Source organism: Phenylobacterium sp. (assembly GCF_030697925.1).
Taxonomy (GTDB): domain Bacteria; phylum Pseudomonadota; class Alphaproteobacteria; order Caulobacterales; family Caulobacteraceae; genus Phenylobacterium.
Window position 1 is genome coordinate 1 of sequence record NZ_JAUYOJ010000179.1, and the last position, 18,971, is coordinate 18,971.

General features: G+C 68.9%; 18 protein-coding genes. 12 read left to right on the forward strand and 6 right to left on the reverse strand.

What is annotated here, in order from left to right; translation table 11 throughout:
• From Q8Q88_RS17290 to Q8Q88_RS17300, 3 genes are all read left to right on the forward strand, one after another.
• On the forward strand, nt 1-744 hold a 744-nt coding region (locus Q8Q88_RS17290), incomplete at its 5' end, for a peptidylprolyl isomerase (RefSeq protein ID WP_305676423.1).
• Nucleotides 741-2,201, forward strand: coding sequence for a bifunctional glutamate N-acetyltransferase/amino-acid acetyltransferase ArgJ (gene argJ, locus Q8Q88_RS17295; protein ID WP_305676424.1), 1,461 nt, complete (start codon nt 741-743; stop codon nt 2,199-2,201). The genes Q8Q88_RS17290 and argJ, both read left to right, overlap by 4 nt.
• Before the next feature lie 48 nt (nt 2,202-2,249).
• A complete protein-coding gene (locus Q8Q88_RS17300) occupies nt 2,250-4,472 on the forward strand; it encodes a S9 family peptidase (RefSeq protein WP_305676425.1) in 2,223 nt (740 codons plus the stop codon).
• A gap of 68 nt (nt 4,473-4,540) precedes the next feature.
• On the opposite strand, the gene Q8Q88_RS17305 is transcribed toward Q8Q88_RS17300, so the two are convergent.
• The 3 genes from Q8Q88_RS17305 to Q8Q88_RS17315 form a co-directional block, all read right to left on the reverse strand.
• Nucleotides 4,541-6,142: a hypothetical protein gene (locus tag Q8Q88_RS17305; RefSeq protein ID WP_305676426.1), complete on the reverse strand. Its 1,602-nt coding sequence runs from the start codon at nt 6,140-6,142 to the stop codon at nt 4,541-4,543.
• Between the two features lie 246 nt (nt 6,143-6,388).
• The gene (locus tag Q8Q88_RS17310) at nt 6,389-7,852 is read right to left on the reverse strand and encodes a DEAD/DEAH box helicase (protein ID WP_305676427.1); all 1,464 of its coding nucleotides are present in this window, start codon (nt 7,850-7,852) and stop codon (nt 6,389-6,391) included.
• A gap of 293 nt (nt 7,853-8,145) precedes the next feature.
• Nucleotides 8,146-9,672 carry a M10 family metallopeptidase C-terminal domain-containing protein gene (locus tag Q8Q88_RS17315; protein WP_305676428.1) on the reverse strand — a complete coding sequence of 509 codons (1,527 nt, stop codon included), beginning with the start codon at nt 9,670-9,672 and terminating at the stop codon, nt 8,146-8,148.
• 323 nt (nt 9,673-9,995) lie between these two features.
• On the opposite strand from Q8Q88_RS17315, the gene mutT reads away from it, so the two are divergent.
• From mutT to Q8Q88_RS17335, 4 genes are all read left to right on the forward strand, one after another.
• On the forward strand, nt 9,996-10,400 hold the full coding sequence (gene mutT, locus Q8Q88_RS17320) for an 8-oxo-dGTP diphosphatase MutT (protein ID WP_305676429.1): 405 nt from the start codon (nt 9,996-9,998) through the stop codon (nt 10,398-10,400).
• A gap of 32 nt (nt 10,401-10,432) precedes the next feature.
• Nucleotides 10,433-10,564, forward strand: a complete 132-nt coding sequence (locus tag Q8Q88_RS17325; RefSeq protein ID WP_305676430.1) for a hypothetical protein — start codon at nt 10,433-10,435, stop codon at nt 10,562-10,564.
• Nucleotides 10,565-10,757: 193 nt separating this feature from the next.
• Complete coding sequence (gene rsgA / locus Q8Q88_RS17330; protein WP_305676431.1) at nt 10,758-11,837, forward strand: ribosome small subunit-dependent GTPase A; 1,080 nt, start codon at nt 10,758-10,760, stop codon at nt 11,835-11,837.
• A gap of 20 nt (nt 11,838-11,857) precedes the next feature.
• Nucleotides 11,858-12,274, forward strand: coding sequence for a secondary thiamine-phosphate synthase enzyme YjbQ (locus Q8Q88_RS17335; protein WP_305676432.1), 417 nt, complete (start codon nt 11,858-11,860; stop codon nt 12,272-12,274).
• Between the two features lie 61 nt (nt 12,275-12,335).
• Here Q8Q88_RS17335 and Q8Q88_RS17340 read toward each other — a convergent pair whose 3' ends face one another.
• On the reverse strand, nt 12,336-13,790 hold the full coding sequence (locus tag Q8Q88_RS17340; RefSeq protein WP_305676433.1) for a catalase: 1,455 nt from the start codon (nt 13,788-13,790) through the stop codon (nt 12,336-12,338).
• Nucleotides 13,791-13,884: 94 nt separating this feature from the next.
• Here Q8Q88_RS17340 and Q8Q88_RS17345 point away from each other — a divergent pair, with 94 nt between their 5' ends.
• Nucleotides 13,885-14,754: a hydrogen peroxide-inducible genes activator gene (locus Q8Q88_RS17345; protein WP_305676434.1), complete on the forward strand. Its 870-nt coding sequence runs from the start codon at nt 13,885-13,887 to the stop codon at nt 14,752-14,754.
• Nucleotides 14,751-15,629 (forward strand): kinase, encoded by an 879-nt coding sequence (locus Q8Q88_RS17350; RefSeq protein WP_305676435.1) that lies wholly within the window; start codon nt 14,751-14,753, stop codon nt 15,627-15,629. Before Q8Q88_RS17345 ends, Q8Q88_RS17350 begins: the two co-directional genes overlap by 4 nt.
• Here Q8Q88_RS17350 and Q8Q88_RS17355 read toward each other — a convergent pair.
• Nucleotides 15,626-16,000 (reverse strand): DUF4168 domain-containing protein, encoded by a 375-nt coding sequence (locus Q8Q88_RS17355; RefSeq protein ID WP_305676436.1) that lies wholly within the window; start codon nt 15,998-16,000, stop codon nt 15,626-15,628. The genes Q8Q88_RS17350 and Q8Q88_RS17355 overlap by 4 nt on opposite strands.
• A 174-nt stretch (nt 16,001-16,174) precedes the next feature.
• The gene (locus Q8Q88_RS17360; RefSeq protein WP_305676437.1) at nt 16,175-17,404 is read right to left on the reverse strand and encodes a serine hydrolase; all 1,230 of its coding nucleotides are present in this window, start codon (nt 17,402-17,404) and stop codon (nt 16,175-16,177) included.
• A gap of 86 nt (nt 17,405-17,490) precedes the next feature.
• Between Q8Q88_RS17360 and Q8Q88_RS17365 the strand changes: the two genes are divergently transcribed.
• From Q8Q88_RS17365 to Q8Q88_RS17375, 3 genes are all read left to right on the forward strand, one after another.
• Nucleotides 17,491-18,132, forward strand: a complete 642-nt coding sequence (locus Q8Q88_RS17365) for a TetR/AcrR family transcriptional regulator (RefSeq protein ID WP_305676438.1) — start codon at nt 17,491-17,493, stop codon at nt 18,130-18,132.
• Nucleotides 18,133-18,205: 73 nt separating this feature from the next.
• Nucleotides 18,206-18,661: a DUF305 domain-containing protein gene (locus tag Q8Q88_RS17370; protein ID WP_305676439.1), complete on the forward strand. Its 456-nt coding sequence runs from the start codon at nt 18,206-18,208 to the stop codon at nt 18,659-18,661.
• Between the two features lie 85 nt (nt 18,662-18,746).
• The coding region (locus tag Q8Q88_RS17375) for an NAD-dependent epimerase/dehydratase family protein (RefSeq protein WP_305676440.1) at nt 18,747-18,971 on the forward strand (225 nt) is incomplete at its 3' end.

Genomic DNA, 18,971 nt, shown 5'->3' on the forward strand with positions numbered 1-18,971 from the left:
TTCCGCCGGGTGCTGGACGAGGTGGTCGACCAGAAGCTGCTGGCCACGGAGGCGCTGAAGCGCAAGCTGGACAAGGATCCCATCGCCCAGAAGCGGCTGGCCGCGGCGCGCGAGCGCATCCTGGGCGACATGCTGGTGGAGAGCGTGGTCTCCGACGCGGTCAACGACAACGCCATCCGCGGCCTCTACCAGGAGCAGCTGAAGCTGGCCAAGCAGTCGGAGGAGATCCGCGCCCGCCAGATCGTGGTGGCGACCCAGGTGGACGCCGAGTCGATCAAGAAGCTACTGACCACCGGCGCCTCCTTCGAGGCCCTGGCCATGGAGCGCTCGACCGATGCGGCCACGCGCTTCAACGGCGGGGACCTGGGCTACTTCACCACCGACGTCATGCCCGAGGCCTATGAGGCCAATCTGAAGGCCGCCAAGACCGGCGAGGTGGTCGGTCCGTTCGCCGTCGATGGCGGCTTCGCGTTGGTGAAGGTCGAGGACCGCAGGCTGGAGCAGCCGATCACGCTGGAGTCCGCCCGGCCGCAGATCGTCCGCTTCCTGACCTATGACCAGGTGCGCGACCTGCTGGAGAAGCTGCGCAGCCGCGCCAAGATCCAGACCCTGATCCGCGCCCCGCAGGACGTGCCCGGCCAGCCCAAGGAGCCGGCCGACGCGCCCAAGGCCGCGCCCGCCGCCCCGGCGGCAGCGACGCCAGCCGCCCCCAAGGCTCCTCCCGCCAAGGCCGCCGCGAAATGACCCGCAAGTCCGTAAGCAAGCCCGCCGCCAAGACGGCCAAGAAGACCGCCGCCAAGGCGCGGGACGGCGCCTCGATCCCCGCCGAGGTGGTCGAGACCATCGAACGCGCCCTGGACCCGCTGACCAGCGCCCTGAAGCGCGCGGCGCTGAAGCGGGCCGACAGGCAGGCCAGTCAGTTCACCGAGAAGCCGGCGGCCGTGGCCGTCCCGGCCGCGAAGGGCGCCCTGCCGGTCTCCCCCCTCGCCGTGCCGTTCCCCAAGATGCCGCCGATCCCGGGCGTCCAGCTCGCCACCGGGCGGGCGGGTTTCTACAAGCACGACCGCGAGGACCTGCTGGTCATGCGGTTCGCGAAGGGCACGTCGGCGGCTGGGGTCTTCACTCGCCACGGCATCGGCTCGGCGCCGGTCGACTGGTGCAAGAAGCATCTGGAGATGACCAAGGGCGCCGACGTCCGCGCCCTGGTGGTCAACGCCGGCTGCGCCAACTCCTTCACCGGCAAGCCCGGCGCCGACGCGGTGCGCCGGGTGGCCTCTGCGACGGCCAAGCGCTTCGACTGCCGCCAGCGCGACGTCATGGTGGCCTCGACCGGCGTGATCGGGGTGCTGTTGGACGACGGCAAGATCACCCATCGCCTTTCCGAGGTGGAAGGCCGGCTGACCGACGACGGCTGGGCCGGGGCGGCCAACGCCATCATGACCACCGACACCTTCCCGAAGGGCGCCTATGCCGAGGCGACGATCGACGGCGAGAAGGTGCGCATCGCCGGGATCTGCAAGGGCTCGGGCATGATCGCGCCGGACATGGCCACCATGCTGGCCTTCGTGGCCACCGACGCGGCGATCTCGCCCGCGGCGTTGCAGACCCTGGCCAGCCTCTATACGCGGACCACCTTCAACTGCGTGACCGTGGACGGCGACCGCTCGACCAACGACACCCTGCTGCTGTTCGCCACCGGCCAGTCCGGCGCCCCGAACATCGCCCGGGCCGGCGACAAGCGCCTGGCCGACTTCCGCGACAAGCTGGAGGCCGTGCTGTTGGACCTGGCCCTGCAGCTGGTCCGCGACGGGGAGGGGGCCAGCAAGTTCGTGAAGATCACCGTGACCGGCGCCGAGAGTCCGGCCTCGGCCCGCAAGATCGCCCGCACCATCGCCGAGAGCCCCCTGGTCAAGACCGCCTTCGCCGGCGAGGACGCCAACTGGGGCCGCATCGTCATGGCCGTGGGCCGGGCCGACGAGCCCATCGACCGCGACCGGGTCAGCGTAAAGTTCGGACCCTTGGTCGCCGCTCAGGACGGCCTCATCTCGCCCACCTATGACGAGGGCAAGATGAGCGCCTACATGAAGAACCAGGAACTGGAGGTCGCTGTCGACGTCGGGGTCGGCAAGGGCTCGGCCACCGTCTGGACCTGCGACTTGACCAAGCAATACGTGGCCATCAACGGCGACTACCGCTCCTGACCCGGCGCCCTCTGGTAGCTTCCGCCCTCCCAAGCTATCGGAGCGGGCATGAAATTTGTGGCGGGGGGCCTGGTCGTGGCCCTGATGGCGTGTGGCGTGGCTCAAGCTGAAAAACTGACCCCGGAACGGGTGTTCGCCGATCCCGACCTGTCGGGACCCATCGCCCGCGGGGTGAAGGTCTCGCCCGATGGCTCGGCCGTGACCTATCTGCGCGCCAAGGCCGACGACCAGCGGATGACCGACCTGTGGATCGCCGACGTCAAGGGCGGCGACCCGCGCCTGCTGATCGACGCCCGCACGCTGGCCCCCAAGGACAAGGTGCTCTCGGAGGCCGAGAAGAGCCGCCGCGAACGCCAGGGCGTCCAGACCCGCGGGGTCGTGGACTACGCTTGGGACGAGCAGGGCCGCTTCATCCTGGTCCCGGTCGAGGGCGACCTCTTCCTCTACCGGCTGAAGGGCGGGCAGATCTCGCAACTCACCCAGACGTCCGGCGACGAGATCGACGCCAAGGTCTCGCCCAAGGGCGCGTTCGTCTCCTTCGTGCGCGACGACAACCTCTTCGTCATGCCCTCCGCGGGCGGCGCCGAGCGGGCCCTCACCACCGGCGGCGAGGAGCTGAAGAGCTGGGCCACGGCCGAGTTCATCGCCCAGGAGGAGATGAGCCGCCCCACCGGCTATTGGTGGAGCCCGGACGAGACGAGGATCGCGCTGACCTTCGTCGACCAGACCGGGGTCGACGTGGTCGAACGCCTGGACGTCAATGCGGTCGGCGCGGCCATCGTTCGCCAACGCTATCCGCGGGTGGGCCGCCCCAACGCTAAGGTCGAGCTGTACATCGCCGACGTGGCCACGGGCGCTCGGACCAAGGTCGACCTGGGCGCTGAGACCGACATCTACCTGGCCCGCGTAAGTTGGGCCAAGGACGGCAAGACGCTGTACGTCCAGCGGCAGAGCCGCGACCAGCGCACACTGGACATCCTGGCGGTCGATCCGGCGGCTAGCACGGCCAAGGTCATCCTCACCGAGACCAGCCCGCACTGGGTCGACATCACCGACGACTTCAAGCCGCTGAAGGACGGGACCTTCCTGTGGTCCTCCGAGCGGTCGGGCGCCCGCCACCTCTACCTGCACAAGGCCGACGGGACCCTGGTATGCCAGGTGACCCAGGGCGAGTGGCCCGTGGACGTCCTGGAGGGCGTCGACGAGGCGCGCGGCGTGGCGATCTTCGGGGCCAGCAAGGACTCGCCGATCGAGCGGCGGATCTACGAGGTGTCCTACAAGACGCCGGCCGAACCCAAGGCCCTGACATCCGGCGGCGGCTGGTGGCGGGTCGATGTGGCCCAGTCCGGCAAGGCCTTCGCCGCGACCTACCAGGACCCGCGCACCCCGCCCCAGACCGGGTTCCACAAGGCCGACGGGACCCGCGTGCGCTGGGTCGAGGAGAACAAGCTCGCCGCCGGCCATCCCTACCAGCCCTATGCCGCGCGCCTGCGCGAACCCAGCTTCGGGACCATCAAGGCCGCCGACGGCCAGGACCTCTGGTGGTCGATGCGCACCCCGCCGGGCTTCGATCCGGCCAAGCGCTATCCGGTGATCGTCCAGGTCTATGGCGGTCCCGCCGGGGCCCTGGTCTCCAAGGTCTGGAAGTCGCCCGAGGACCAGTTGCTGCTGGAGGCCGGCTACATCCTGTTCAGCCTGGACAACCGCGGCACCCCCAACCGCTCCGTGGCCTTCAAGACCGCCATCGACCGCCGGATGGGCAAGGTCGAGGTGGAGGACCAGCTGGCCGGCGTCGCCCACCTCACGTCGCTGCCCTATGTGGATCCGGCCCGCATCGGGATCACCGGCTGGTCCAACGGCGGCTACATGACGATGATGGTCCTTACTGCGGAAGGTTCGCCCTATGCGGCGGGGGTGGCCGGGGCGCCGGTGGTCGACTGGTCGCTCTACGACACCCACTACACCGAGCGCTATATGGGCACGACGTCCGACAACGCCGCCGGCTACGCCGCGGGCGAGGTCACGGCGCGGCTGAGCAGGCTGAAGCCCGGCGTCCTGATGATCATGCACGGCATGGCCGACGACAACGTCACCTTCGACAACTCCACCAAGGCCATGGCGGCCCTTCAGGGGATGGGAACGACCTTCGAGCTGATGACCTATCCGGGCCTGCGCCACCGCGCCGGCTGGACCCAGGCCAACCGCCTGCACCGCGCCCGGACCACCTTGGACTTCTTCGAGCGCAAGCTGAAGCCGACGCCCGCGCCGTGAGATCAGTTGGAATTGGCTGGCTAGCACTCCTTCTCCCCTTGCGGGAGAAGGATGAGCGGGTCCAGCTCCTACTTCGTGGTGATCTTGTAGATCGCGTTCTCGACGTCGGAGGTCACGTAGATCGTGCCGGAGGGTCCGACGTCGATGCCGCCCGCCAGGGGGAAAGGCTTGGTGACGAGGCCCAGCGGAAGGTCCTTGGCGACCACCTTCACGGCGCCGGTCTTGGGATCGATCGAAACCACCCGCCGGGCGCCGACCTCCAGCACCGCCAGGCGCCCGTCCGGACCCAGGGCCACGGCCTTGGGCAGGTTGAGGTCCTTGGCGACCACGGTCTTGGCGCCGGTGGCCAGGTCAACGCGGGTGATGCGACCTCCGGCCACCTCGGCCACATAGACGTCGCCGTCCGGGCTCGCCGCCAGACTGGCCGGCGCCGCCAGTCCGCTGGCCAAGGTCGTGCGCTGGTCGCCCTTGGCCTTGACCAGGTCACCGCTAGCCAGTTCGGCCACCAGGATCGAGCCGTCCGCCAGCTCCAGGGCGTCGGACGGCGACTTGAAGCCGTGCAGGACCGAGAGCGCCTCGCCGGTGCGGCGGTCATAGACCAGCACCGCGCCCGTAGGAGCGCTGGCCAGCACCACCCGTTCGGCGCCGACGCTGACTCCGGTGGGATATTCCAGCTTGCTGCCCTTGGTGTGCACCCGGGCGATGTCGCGCACCGCCCCGCTCGCGCCGTCCACCCCGCGATAGGAGAAGACGTCGGCGACGAACAGGCTCTCCTTGCCGTCGTCGGTCGCGACCGCGATGTCGGCGGGGAAGGCCAGGGCGCCCTTCATCACCTGGCGCACCGCCCCGGTGGCCGGGTCGACGATCTGCAGGCCGTTGTCGGCCATGTTGGAGACCACGATCTGGTCCTTCGCATCGATGGCGAAGTTGTCGAGGGCGGTGGAAAGCTGGGCCACCTTGGTCTTGGCCCCGGTCTTGATGTCGATCCGGAGCAGTTCTCCCAGATGGGTGTCGATGGCGTAGAGGTTGTCCTTGGAATCGAACTTGGCGGCGGCCGGGGTGTCGAGACCGTCGGCCACGACGACCATGTCGCCGGTGTCCGGATTGATCTTCACCACCTGGCCCTTGAACCACAGCGGTCCATAGAGCCAGCCGTCGGGGCCGGCGGCGAAGCTGTTGAAGCCGCCCATGCCTTCGCGGATCATCCGCCGCGGCGCCTTGCCGGCGGGGTCCAGCTCCCACAGGGCGTCGCCGCCGAACACCTGGGCCGCGAACAGGCGCTTGCCGTCGCGGCTGAAGGTGATGGAGTTGATGCTGACGAGGTCCTTCTCCAGCACCTCCACCGGGCCCGAACCGCGCCGGCTGTAGACGATATTGTCGGAGATCGCCGTCCAGACCACCTGGTCGCCGGGTCCGAACGCCATGTCGTCTGCCATGCCCTGCGGCGGGCCGACCAGGACCTTGGCCTTACCGGTCGCGAGGTCGACGCTGTAGAGGCTCTGGCCCGCGACGCTGCCGGCATAGAGCTCGCCCTTGGGGCTGAAGCGGAGGCCGTGCACGCCGTGGAAGTCGGATCCGGGAACCAGCCGGGTCACCTTGGCGTCCTGCGCCGAGGCCCCGTTCGCCGCGGCCAGGCCGGCCAGCAGCGCCACGCCCTTGAGAAAGCCCATCTGTCTCGCCCCCGTCTTATCGTTGGGCGCGAGCTTGGCCCTCAGCAAGGGATGGGGCAAGCGTGCCGAAGGCTATCGCCACGCCCCCACTCCCAGGTTCGTCATGGCCGGGCGCACGTCCCGGCCATCCATGATCTCCGAGTCAGCGGATTTGCTGGCAGGCTCGGCGCGTATGGATCCCCGACACGCGCGTCGCGCGGCCGGGGATGAGGATCAAGGCGGCGGCGTTTGTTGCGCCGGCCCCGACTAGTCCAGCGGGGTCCAGCGCTTGGCCGGGGCCGAGCCGCCGTCGCGCTTGGGGCCCTTGAAGGCCGCCTGGCTGATGGGCGTCGTGGAGGCCCGTTCGCCGTTCTTGCGGACATTGTGCGGGTGGCGGTCGCCGTTGCCGCCGCCGCCCTGGCCCTGACGCTGGCCACCGCCACCGCCGTTGGGCCTGTTGCGCTGGGCGCGCAGGCCGCCCGGCAGGTCGCTGCGGCCCTGCGGCTTGCGCTGGCCGCGGTCGCCGTTGTTCTTGCGGCCGGCCTCGGCGCGCTCGGCGGCGACCTCCGGCATGGCCTGGGTCATGACGTGCAGGCCGCGGTCGTTGCGGCGGTCCTCAGCGGGGATGGTCTGGCGCGTCACCTTCTGGATGTCGCGCAGCAGGTTGCGTTCGTCGTCGGCGCAGAAGGCCACGGCCGTGCCGTCGGCGCCGGCGCGGGCGGTCCGCCCGATCCGGTGGACGTAGGATTCCGGCACGTTGGGCAGCTCGTACTGGACCACGTGGCTGACCGCGTCGATGTCGATGCCGCGGGCGGCGATGTCGGTGGCCACCAGGGCGCGGACCTCACCAGCCTTGAAGGAGGCCAGCGAACGCTCGCGCTGGCCCTGGCTCTTGTCGCCGTGGATGGCCGCGGCCTCGACGCCGGCGGCTTCCAGGGACTTGGCCACCCGGTCGGCGCCGCGCTTGGTGCGGGTGAAGACGATGACGCGCTTGAACTTCTGCTCGGCGAACAGCTCGCAGAGCAGGGCGCGCTTCCGCGCGGTCTCCACGAAGATCACCTTCTGCTTCACGCGCTCGACCGTGGTCGATTCCGGCGCCACGGCGACCTTGTGCGGGTTGGGGTTCAGGAGTTCGCTGGCCAGCTTGCCGATCTCGGTGGGCATGGTGGCCGAGAAGAACAGGTTCTGCCGATCCTTCGGCAGGTACTTCACGATGCGGCGGATGGGCAGGATGAAGCCCATGTCCAGCATCTGGTCGGCCTCGTCGAGGACGAAGATCTCCACGCCGCCGAGCGTGATGGTCTTCTCGCCCAGGTGGTCGATCAGCCGGCCGGGGGTGGCCACCAGCACGTCGACGCCGCCGGCCAGCGCGCGCATCTGGCCGCCGTACTTCACGCCGCCGAACACGACGGCGACGGAGACGCCCATGTGCTTGCCGTAGGTCTTGAAGCTCTCGCCGATCTGGGTGGCGAGTTCGCGGGTGGGGGAGAGCACCAGCACGCGGCAGCCGCGGCGGGGCGCGGGCTTACGGTCGGCGGCGAGACGATGCAGGATGGGAAGGGCGAAGGCGGCGGTCTTGCCGGTGCCGGTCTGGGCGATGCCCAGCAGGTCACGGCCGCTCATCACGCCCGGAATGGCTTGCGCCTGGATCGGGGTGGGAACCGTGTAGCCTTCGTCGGCCAGGGCCTTCAGCAAGGATTTGTCGAGGCCGAGGTCGGTGAACTTGGTCAAAACGATATCTTTCACGTATGCGCCAAACGCGGCCTCTCGGCTGTGCCAAGGGTCGCGAGGGTCGCGGGTCAGTTTGGGGAAAGCCCCCGCGTGGCGGGGCGATCTATGCGATCTCTTCAGGGCGCTCGACAGGCTAGGTTCGACTTAGAACCCATCACGCGACTGGAGCGCCGATAGCGCCGCGAATGTTGCGGTGCAGCGGGGAGATGGCGGTTGGCGACCGAAAAGTCAAGCAAAACCACCGATAGAGCTTGGCGGGAGCAGCCGTCGGCTGCTCCCGCCGCGCGTGTCGTCTAGGCGAAGATGAAGTCGTCGGCGTCCAGGCTGGCGGCCGAGACCCCGGTCAGGGTCACAGATCCCGTTCCGAGCGCGATGACGGCGTCGCCGCCCACATCGCTGATGGTCAGGGTGGCGAAGGTCAGGCCGGCCACCGAACTCAGGTCGATGCGGTCGCCCGCGCCTGGGCCGCCTTCGAAGTCGGCGACCGTGTCGTTCCCGCCGTTGGCCGAGAGTACGAAGACGTCGTTCCCGCCGTTGCCGGTCAGGACGTTGTCAGCCGAGTTGCCGACGATGGTGTCAGTTCCACCGCCGCCCTTGGCGTTCTCGATGACAGCGCCATAGGCGATGCTGATGTTGTCCTTCATCAGCGGGCTGGTCACCCCGGCGATCTCGATCCAGCTCTCGCCGCCGTTAATGCCCTCGACGCCGTTGTTGTAGATCTCGTAGAGCAGCGCCGAGCGCGCGGGCAGGCCCGCGGCGGCGTTGTTGGCGTTGATCTCGTCCAGGGTCAGGAATTCCTCGATCCCGCCGGCGCTGCTGAACGAGCCCGGATTGAGGTCGATGAAGGAGGGCGTGTCGTAACCCGACAGGTCCAGGGTGTCCTCGCCGCCGGCGTCCCAGATCGTGAAGATCGGGGCGATCTTGTTCTCGGCGATCTGGAAGGCCGTGCGGTTGTCCAGGTCCGAGCTCCAGTTGAAGCCGTAGGTCGTGTCGCCGGTGCGCGTCGTCGTATCGACGCCGTAGAGCTTCTGGATGGCCAGGATGTCGTGGACGCCGGGCGTGGTGGAATAGGCGAACCGCATCAGCGACCAGTCGATGTGCTGGGCCCCGGTCTCATAGGCGTCCCAGTAGGACATCACCGAGTACTGGCGGCTGTCCTGGTAGTAGTCGGCCAGCTCGTAGCTCAGCGGCACGCCGTCTCCGGCGTCATAGTCGCCCGGGTGCGACAGGCCGAGCGCGTGCCCGATCTCGTGGGTCAGGGTCTGCATGCCGTAGAAGCCGTCGAGCAGCTGCACCCCGCTGACCGGCCCCGGATTGATCCAGACGTCGCCCTGGATGTGCTGGTACTGCGCGCCGTAGTTCGTGCCGTGCGGGAGGTAGGCCCAGGCCTGGCCCGGTCCCGTGGTGGTGGTGGCGAAGGACATGTCCCAGCCGCCGGCGCCCTTGGCGTCTTCCTGGAACCTCAGAGGGATCAGGTCGTCCCAATAGGCCAGCGCCTCGCGGGTGCCCTCCTGTTGGGCGGCGGTCATCGGCGCGTAGCCGTACTTCTCGGCCGCGCCGTGCGGGTTGTTGTAGACGCCGGTGGTGGTCGGGCCGCTGTAGAAGCCATAGGTCAGCACGCCGTCGGCGGTGGCCTTCACATCCCAGGAGAAGCCCGAGCGGGTGATCTGAGCGGCGACCTGTTCCGGCGTGAAGATCGGCAGGTCGCGAAGCGTGCCGCCCGCCAGGGGATCGGCGGAGGCTTCATAGCGGAGGTCGGTTTCGAGGGGGTGGTCGGATTCCAGGGTGACCGCCGTTCGCGGGGTCGTCGGTTTTGCCATGTTGCAGCCCTATCAAAGCTTACGAGGACAGGTCGGCATCTCGGATGGGTTATACAGTTCTCGTCGGTTGTATTATTAAGAACTGTTAGACTTGGTGACCCATCTCTACGGTAAAGATTCCGTCGTTGCGGACCATTGGTGAGTCATCAGCGCATGGGTCCTGCATTCGGGCAAGATTGTTCGGCAAAGTTTCGGTGGGTGATCCACAATTGCGTCGCGAGCGCGATCCGAGGGACGCCTGACCTCCAGCTTCACCACGGGTCGGCCCTCAAAGCCTGCGCCATGCCGGTTGCATTTCGCGCGCGAGGCGGCGAGGAAGCGGCATGGCCAAACCCATGCTGTTCGTCGCCGCCGCCGCCCTCGTGGATTCCGAGGGCCGGGTGCTGATCTGTCAGAGGCCCCGGGGCAAGCAGCTCGCCGGCCTCTGGGAGTTTCCCGGCGGCAAGGTCGAGCCCGGCGAGACCCCCGAGGAATGCCTGATCCGAGAACTAGACGAGGAGCTGGGGATCAAGGTCACCCATGCCTGCCTGGCGCCCTTCGTGTTCGCCAGCCACGGTTACGAAAGCTTTCACCTGATGATGCCACTCTACCTCGTCCGTCGCTGGGAAGGTTTTGTGACGGCCAGGGAACACGAGGCCGTCGCATGGGTGAAACCCGCGAAACTCGCCGACTATCCGATGCCGCCGGCCGACGCGCCTTTGGTGGCCTGGCTGCGCGACTTGATCTGAAATTCCTGCTCACCGACACCCGCGGCGCCACCATGGTGATCTATGCGGTCGTGGCCGGCCTGGTCTTGATGGGCGCGCTCAGCGCTTTCGGCGCCTATGACGGCGAGATCACCGACATGGCGCTCACCGTCTCGGACGTGGCCCGCGCCTTCCTGGGCGGCTAGGCTAGCCGGGCGTTTCCTTGACGCCCGGCCCGACCGCGCCTAGCCTTCCACCGTCCCAATGACCGGAAAGGAGGGGTTTCGACATGAGTGTCTTCGTCCGCGCCCCTCGCCGCGCCGCCCAAGGGTTCGCCTGATATCCAGGCTCCTCCGGCGGTCGCCTGACCAAGGCTTTCCGATCCAAGGATGTCCAGCATTGCTCGACACTTACGGCTGGAGCGACGCCCTCCAGCGACTCTTTCTTGACCACGCCGCCCGCGGACTGATCCCGGGCCGCGTCACCGTCCAACAGCGCGGCCACTACGGGCTCGCCATCGAAACCGGCGACGTCGTCGGTGAACTGTCCGGCCGCTTCCATTTCGAGGCCGAGGCGACGGGCTATCCCGTGGCCGGCGACTGGGTGGCCGTCACCCCGCCCGCCGACGAGGGCCCGGTGATGATCCAGGCCCTGCTGCCGCGCGCCACCAGCTTCGTTCGCCGAGAGGCCAATGGCGGCCGGGCCCAGGTGGTGGCCGCCAATATCGACCTGGCCCTGCTGGTCGCCTCGCTCAACGCCGACCTCAATCCGCGGCGGATCGAGCGCTATCTCGCCACCGCCTGGGAAAGCGGCGCCCGGCCGGTGGTGGTGCTCACCAAGGCCGACACATGCGAAGACGCCGCGCCGCTGATCGAGGAGATCAAGGCCGTCGCCCACGGTGTCGCGGTCCATGTGGTCTCGGCGGTGACGGGGCAGGGGATCGCCGCTCTCGCCGACCTGCTGAAACCGGGCGAGACCTCCGTGCTGCTGGGCTCCTCCGGAGTCGGCAAGTCGACCCTGGTCAATGCGCTGGCCGGCCGGGAGCTGATGGCGACCCAGGAGATCCGCGAGGACGACGGCCGCGGCCGCCACACCACCACCCACCGCGAGCTGGTCCTGCTGCCCAGCGGGGCCTTGGTGCTGGACACTCCGGGCATGCGTGAACTCGCTCTCTGGAACGCCGACACGGGGCTCGCCGCCACCTTCGGCGACCTGGAGACTGAGGTCGAGACGCTCGCGGCGCACTGCAAGTTTCGCGATTGCGGGCACGGCGCGGAACCGGGCTGCGCCGTCCGCGCCGCCCTCGAGAGCGGTGAGCTCGATGCGGAGCGCTGGGAGGCCTACGGCAAGCTGCAGCGCGAACTCGCCCACCTCGATCGCAAGGAGAACCCCGCCGCCGCCTCCCAGGCCCGCAAGGTCTGGATCCAGCGCGAGAAGTCCATGCGCCAGCGGGCCAAACATCGCGAGACGGACGAATAGACTCCGGGCAGCCTGGGGTCATGCGCCAGGCTCTGCACACCCTCGACGCGCCCACACCGGGCGCCGGCCTCACCGACATCACGCCGGGTGTCGCCGCCTGGGTGGAAGCGCAGGGGATGAGCGAAGGCCTGCTGACGGTGTTCTGCCGGCACACCTCGGCTTCGCTGGTCATCCAGGGGGCTGAGGCGGACATGAAGGCCGACCTAGAAGCCTTCTTCGTCCGCCTCGCGCCGGAGGGGGACGGCCTCTACATCCACCTGACCGACGGGCCGGATGACATGCCGGCCCACATCCGTGCGGCGCTCACCCAGACCCAGGTCGCGGTCCCGGTGGTCGGCGGCAGGCTGGCCCTGGGCACGGGGCAGGCGATCTATGTGTTCGAGCACCGCCGCGCGCCGCAGCGCCGCCAGGCCCTGCTGCACCTGATCGGCGAATAGCAAGAGGCCCGCGGCGTCGGGAGCACGCCACGGGCCTCTCGGACCAACCTTCCCCGTCGGCCTATTCCGCGGCGATGGCGCCCTCCGTCAGGCCCAGCCGCTGGGCGACGCCCGCGCCATAGGCGGGATCGGCGCGGCGGAAGTGCTCGACCTGGCGGCGCTGGATCGCCTCGGGAACCGGAGCCATGGCGCCGGAGATGTTGTCCATCAGCAACGCCTGCTGTTCCGGGCTCATCAGGCGGAACAGGTTCCCGGGCTGGGTGTAGTCGTCATTGCCGGTCCGGTGGTTGAACCGGTCGGCGTCGCCGGCCATCCGTAGCGGCGGCTCGGCCACGCTCGGGTCCTCCTTCGGTCCGCCGAACGAGTTGGGCTCGTAATAGGCGTCGGTGCGGGGCGGCGCGTCGAAGCGCATGGCGCCGTCCATGTGGTAGTGGGCGACCGGCGCCTTCGGGCGGTTCACCGGCAGGGCCTCGTAGTGGGTCCCCACCCGGTAGCGGTGGGCGTCGGCATAGGCGAACAGCCGGCCCTGCAGCACCTTGTCCGGCGAGAAACCGATGCCGGGCACGATGTTCGACGGGCTGAACGAGGCCTGCTCCACCTCGGCGAAGTAGTTGTCCGGGTTGCGGTTCAGCTCCAGGACGCCAACCTCGATCAGCGGGAAGTCGGCGTGCGGCCAGACCTTGGTCAGGTCGAAGGGGTCGTAGGGCGTGAGCTCGGCTTCCGCCTCGGTCATGATCTGCACGCAGACCCGCCAGCGCGGGAAATCGCCGGCCTCGATGGCCTCGAACAGGTCGCGCTGGGCGCTTTCGCGATCGGCGGCGATGGTGGCCGAGGCCTGGTCGTTGGTCAGGTTGCGGATCCCGGCCAGGTTCTTGAAGTGGAACTTCACCCAGTGACGCTCCCCCTGGTCGTTGAGGAACGAATAGGTGTGGCTGCCGAAGCCGTGCATGAACCGGTAGCCGTCCGGCTGGCCGCGGTCCGAGAACAGGATCGTAACCTGGTGCAGGCTCTCAGGGGAAAGGCTCCAGAAGTCCCACATGGCGGTCGGCGAGCGCAGGTTGCTCACCGGGTGCCGCTTCTGGGTGCGGATGAAGTCGGGGAACTTCATCGGGTCGCGGATGAAGAAGACCGGGGTGTTGTTGCCCACCAGGTCCCAGTTGCCCTCCTCGGTGTAGAACTTCAGCGCGAAGCCGCGCACGTCGCGTTCGGCGTCGGCCGCCCCGCGCTCGCCGGCCACGGTGGAGAAGCGCAGCAGCACCTCGGTCTCCTTGCCGACCTCGCCGAACAGCCTGGCCTTGGAATAGCGGCTGATGTCCTCGGTGACCCGGAAGGTCCCATAGGCGGCCGAGCCCTTGGCGTGGACCACCCGCTCGGGAATGCGCTCGCGGTTCTGGTGGGCCAGCTTCTCGATCAGCTGGTAGTCCTGCATCAGGAGCGGCCCGCGCGGCCCGGCGCTGAGCGAGTTCTGGTTGTCGGGAACGGGGGCCCCCGCGGTGGTGGTCAGTCGCTCGGTCATGGCAATTCCTCCTGAAGTGGATGTCAGGGTCTGCCTCGCGCCTCATCAGGTCCAATCAGTTCACAGACCCTGGAGATCAGGCTAGCTTATCGCCATGCCGACTCTGAGACAGCTCCGCTACCTCGCCGCCCTGGCCGAACACGGTCATTTCGGGCGGGCCGCCGCCGCCTGCCACGTGACCCAGCCGGCGCTCTCCATGCAGATCAAGGAGCTGGAGGCCGAACTCGACCTGCCGCTGGTGGAGCGTGGCCGGGCTGGGGCGGTGCTGACCGAGGAGGGCGTCGAACTGGCCGAACGGGCCCGGGCGCTCAACGCCGGGGTCAAGGACCTGGAGGACTTCGCCCGCGCGCGGCGTGGCGACCGCGCCCAGCGCCTGGCGCTGGGGATCATTCCATCGGTGGCCCCCTATCTGCTGCCGCGCCTGCTGCCGCTCCTGCAGGCGGCAATCCCCGGCCTGGACCTCAAGGTGCGCGAGACCCAGACGGCGGTGCTGATGGCCGAGCTGGCGGGCGGGGAACTGGACGCCGTGATCGCCGCCTTGCCGCTGGCCGGCGATGGGATCGAGGCTATGGCCCTGTTCGAGGACGCCTTCCTGCTGGCCAGCCCCGCCGACGATCCGGTGGCGGCGGCCTCGCCGCGCGACTTGCCGGCCGACCGGCTGCTGCTGCTCGAGGAGGGCCATTGTCTGCGCGACCAGGCCCTGGGCGCCTGCGAGATCAGCGACCTCTCGACCTTCGGGGCGACCTCGCTCACCACCCTGGTCCAGCTGGTGGCCCACGGCCAGGGGGTGACCCTGCTGCCGGCCATGGCCGCCGACGACCTGGCCGACCCGCGCATCGCCCTGTCGCGCTTTTCCGACCCCCAGCCCAGCCGCACCATCGCGCTCGCCTGGCGCACGGCCTCGCCACGCAAGCGTCAGCTCAAGGGCCTGGCTGCGCGCATCGTCGAGCAGGCCGCCACATGAGCGACGACTGGCTGGCCGACTTCATCGCCGCGGAATCCCTGCCGCCGGAGTTCGCGCAGACAGCGCGCGCCATCTGCGTCCCCCTGGCCGAGGCGATCGCCGCTCGAGCTCGGGCGACGCCGGGCTTGGTCGTCGGGATCTGCGGCTCCCAGGCCAGCGGCAAGTCGACCCTGACGGCGGTGACCCGGCGCCTGCTGGAGGACAGCGGCCTGAAGGTCGCCGTGTTCTCGCTGGACGACCTCTACCTGACCCACGCCGAGCGGCAGGCCTTGGCCCGCGCCGTCCATCCGTTGCTCGCCACGCGGGGCGTCCCCGGGACCCATGACGTCGCCCTGGGCCTGGCGGCGATCGAGACGCTGAAGCGCCCAGGCGAGACGGCCCTGCCGGCCTTCGACAAGGCCCGCGACGACCGGCGGCCTCGGGCCGACTGGTCGCGGTTCGACGGCCCGGCCGATGTGATCCTGTTCGAAGGCTGGTGTGTGGGCGCAAGGCCGCAGGACGCCGAGGCCCTGGCCATGCCGGTCAATGACCTGGAGCGGACGCGCGACCCAGATGGGACCTGGCGCGGCTTCGCCAACGCCGCCTTGGCGGGTCCTTACCAGGATCTGTTCGGCCGCATAGACCTGCAGGTCCTGTTGCGGGCGCCGGGGTTCGAGGTGGTGTTGGAATGGCGCCGCGAACAGGAGCGCAAGCTCCGCGCGCGCCTGGCCCGCGAGGGTGGCGACGCCGCCCGGACGATGAGTGACGACCAGGTCGCCGACTTCATCGCCCACTATGAGCGGCTGACCCGCTGGATCTTGGAAGAGATGCCGGGGCGGGCGGATATCGTCGTCGAGCTGGACGCCGGCCGGCGACCACCCGCCCCGAAGCGTTAGGCGGCCGGCTGGGCGTTCAGCACTTCGGTGAGGTGCTGGCGCAGGGCCGGGTCCTTCTGAACCGCGGCCGAGATCTCATTGTACTTCTGCGGGGTCAGGCCGCTGGCCTGGACCGCGGCGCCCATCTTGGCGATCATTTCCTTCTGGACGGCGACCTTGGTGGGGCCGTCGGCGCCGACCATCTTGGGGCTGTACTCGGCGTTGAGCTTGGAGACCTCGGTCATGGCCCCGCCGAAGGCCTTCAGCTCGTCGTCGGTGAAGCCGCCGACGGCGGGGGCGGCGGCCGGCGCCGGGGCAGGCGTCTGGGCCTGGGCGATGGAAGCGCAGGCGAGCGCCGCGAAGAGGCCGGCGGCCAGGATGGAAGTCCGCATCGATCGAGCTCCTAGTGCGGTGAATTGGGTCGGGCTGGATAAAACCCACCCGAGGTCAAAATGCGACCCGAATGTGGTCCCGATCCATCACAGTGCGGCGAATAGCCCAGCTCTTGGGCAGGGCGCCCGGCCCGCATCCGCAATCCACGCGGGAAGCCGGCGGCGCCGACAAGTTTAGCGGAGCATCCGCGACGCCAGGGCGTGGAACTCGGTGATCGCGGCATAGACGCCAAGCCCGATCCCTTGGGCGAGCTGCTCCAACTCGAAGATGTTGTGCGCCAGGAAGATCATCACCGAGCCGTCGGTGGGATCGGCCTGCCACCAGCCGCCATAGGCGCCGGGCCAGCCCACCGTGCCGACGCCGCCCCTGCACCGGGTCACTGCGGCGTTTTCCGGATCCATCACCACCGCCACGCCCAGTCCGAACCCGTGGGCGGTGAACAGCGGCAGGCCGAGGTTCTCGGCCCTGGCCCGCTGGTCGTCGGTGAGCCGGTTCGCGGTCATCAGGGCCAGGGTCTCGGGCTGCAAGAGCCGCACGCCGTCCACCGCGCCCTCGCCCACGAACATCCGCGCGAAGGCGAGATAGTCGTCCAGGGTCGACCAAAGCCCCCCGCCGCCGGAGACGTTGGGCATGTCGGCCGGCCGCTCGGCCAGCAGCGCGCCGGCGTCCTTGGTCCCCAGCGGGCGGGGGAACAAGCGGCCGGCCGCATCGAAGCCGTACATCTGCGCGCATCGCGCGCGCTTGGCGGCCGGGACGGTGAAGCCGGTGTCCTTCATGCCCAGGGGCGTGAAGACCCGGCGCTGGAGCACCTCGTCCAACGGCGCGCCCTCGATGCGGGCGATCAGCAGGCCGAGCAGGTGGGTCGAGTGGCCATAGTGGAAGCCCGCGCCGGGTTGATCGACCAGAGGCAGGGCGGCCAGGGCGGCGATCCAGTCGTCAGGCGCCAGGGGGCTGTCGATGTCGCTGCCGAGCGCGGCGAAATAGGCCTTGGCGATCGGACCGGCGTGGAAGTCGCCATAGGTCACGCCCGAGCGGTGGGTCAGCAGGTCGTCGAAGGTGATCACCCGTTCGGCGGGGTCGGTCTCGTCCAGCGGCCCGTCTGGCGAGCGCAGGACGCGCATGTTCGCGAACTCCGGCGCCCAGCGGGAGATGGGATCGTCCAGGGCGAAGGCGCCCTCCTCGAACAGCATCATCGCCGCCGTCGAGGTGATCGGCTTGGTCATCGAGGCGATGCGGAAGATCGCGTCGCGCTCGAGCAGCTCCGTGGTCTCCATGTCCCGCCAGCCAACGGCGGCGGTCTGGATCACCTTGCCGTCGCGCCAGACCAGGGTCGCCGCGCCGGCCAACTGGTCGGCGTCCACATAGGCCTCGATGGCGGCCGCGATCGGACCTTTCGCACTCATCTCAGCTCACCGCACCCACGACAAAAGATAGCAGAATTATAAAATAGGCTTCCTAGAAAATAGGCAATGACCTAGGTTTCGATTCGATGACCACCGACGCCACAGCCGAAACGGCCCGCGGGCGGCCCAAGGGCGACAAGCGCGCCCGCACCCGCGCCAAGCTCATCGACGCCGCCCGCGACCTGACCCGCGAAAAGGGCTTCGAACGCACGACCCTGGAGGACGTGGCGGCGCGGGCCGGCATGACCACCGGGGCGATCTACGGCAACTTCAAGAACCGCGACGAGCTGTTCATGGCCACGGCCGAGCGGCAATGGGCCCCCATCCGGCCGGCCTTCAAGCCCGGCTCCAGCTTCGCCGACCTGATGACCGCCATGGCCGAGGCGGTGATCGCGGCCCTTCCCGAACGGCGCGTGGCGGCGCCCGGCGCGTTGCGCTTCCGCGCCTACGCCCTGACCCATGAGGAGGTCCGCGTTCAGTTCCGCGACGCCATGGCCAAGGGCTACGATTCCGGCGCCGGCTGGCTGAAGACCGAGTTCGACGAGGCGCAATTGCCGATGCCGGCGGACACCCTGGTCCGGGTGATCAACGCCATGACCGAGGGCCTGCTGTTCCAGCGGTTCCTGACCCCCGAACTCATCCCCGACGAGGTGATCCACGCCGCCTTCGCCGCCCTGGCCGGCGAGCGGACCGGCGCGGCGCGTCTAGATGGAGCTTCCGGCGACTAGCCGGGACCTTTTCGCCGGCCATCGACGCTTAAGGGCGAGGGCTCCCCCTTCACAGTCGAGGAAGGATGAGAGGATGCATGACAAACCCTATGGCCGCCTGATCCTCATGGCCCTGCTGCACTTCGCCGCCATGTACGTGCTGATGTATGTGATGGTGGACACCTTCGCCAACGCGATCCCCAACGTGAACCAAGTCTATATGGCGGGGTTGATGACCGCGCCGATGCTCGTCTTCGAAATGCTGCTGATGGGCTCGATGTATCCGAACAGGCTCCTCAACGGGGCGCTGCTGGTGGCGGGCGTCGTCGTGCTGGCCGGCGCCTTCGTGCTCATCCGTCAGCAGACCGCGGTTGGCGACGCGCAGTTCCTCAGGTCGATGATCCCCCACCACGCCGGCGCGATCCTGATGTGCGAAAAGGCGCCGCTGAGGGACGCCGAGATCAAGCGCCTATGCGGACGGATCGTGTCCGGGCAACAGACCGAAATCGACTGGATGCGCGCCAGGTTGAAGGCGCTGGAAGATAGCTGAGGCGCGCGCAGGCCCCGGGGGGTGACGGAACGTCTCGGCGACGGCGTCCGTTGGACAAGGCGGGTTGGCGGCCGAGTGCGCGAGCATGCCTGGTCAGGAAGAGCCGATTGTCCTCATCACCGGCGCCGCCGGCAATATCGGTGGGGCGCTCGGCGCCGCGCTGCGCCGACGCTATCGGGTCGTCGGTATGGACCGGGAGGGCGCGAAGGCCGACTTCCCACTCGTTTCCATCGATCTCACGGACGACGGTTCGGTCGCCCAGGCGTTCCGGGCCTTCCACGAGCAGTATGGCGGACACATCGCCAGCGTC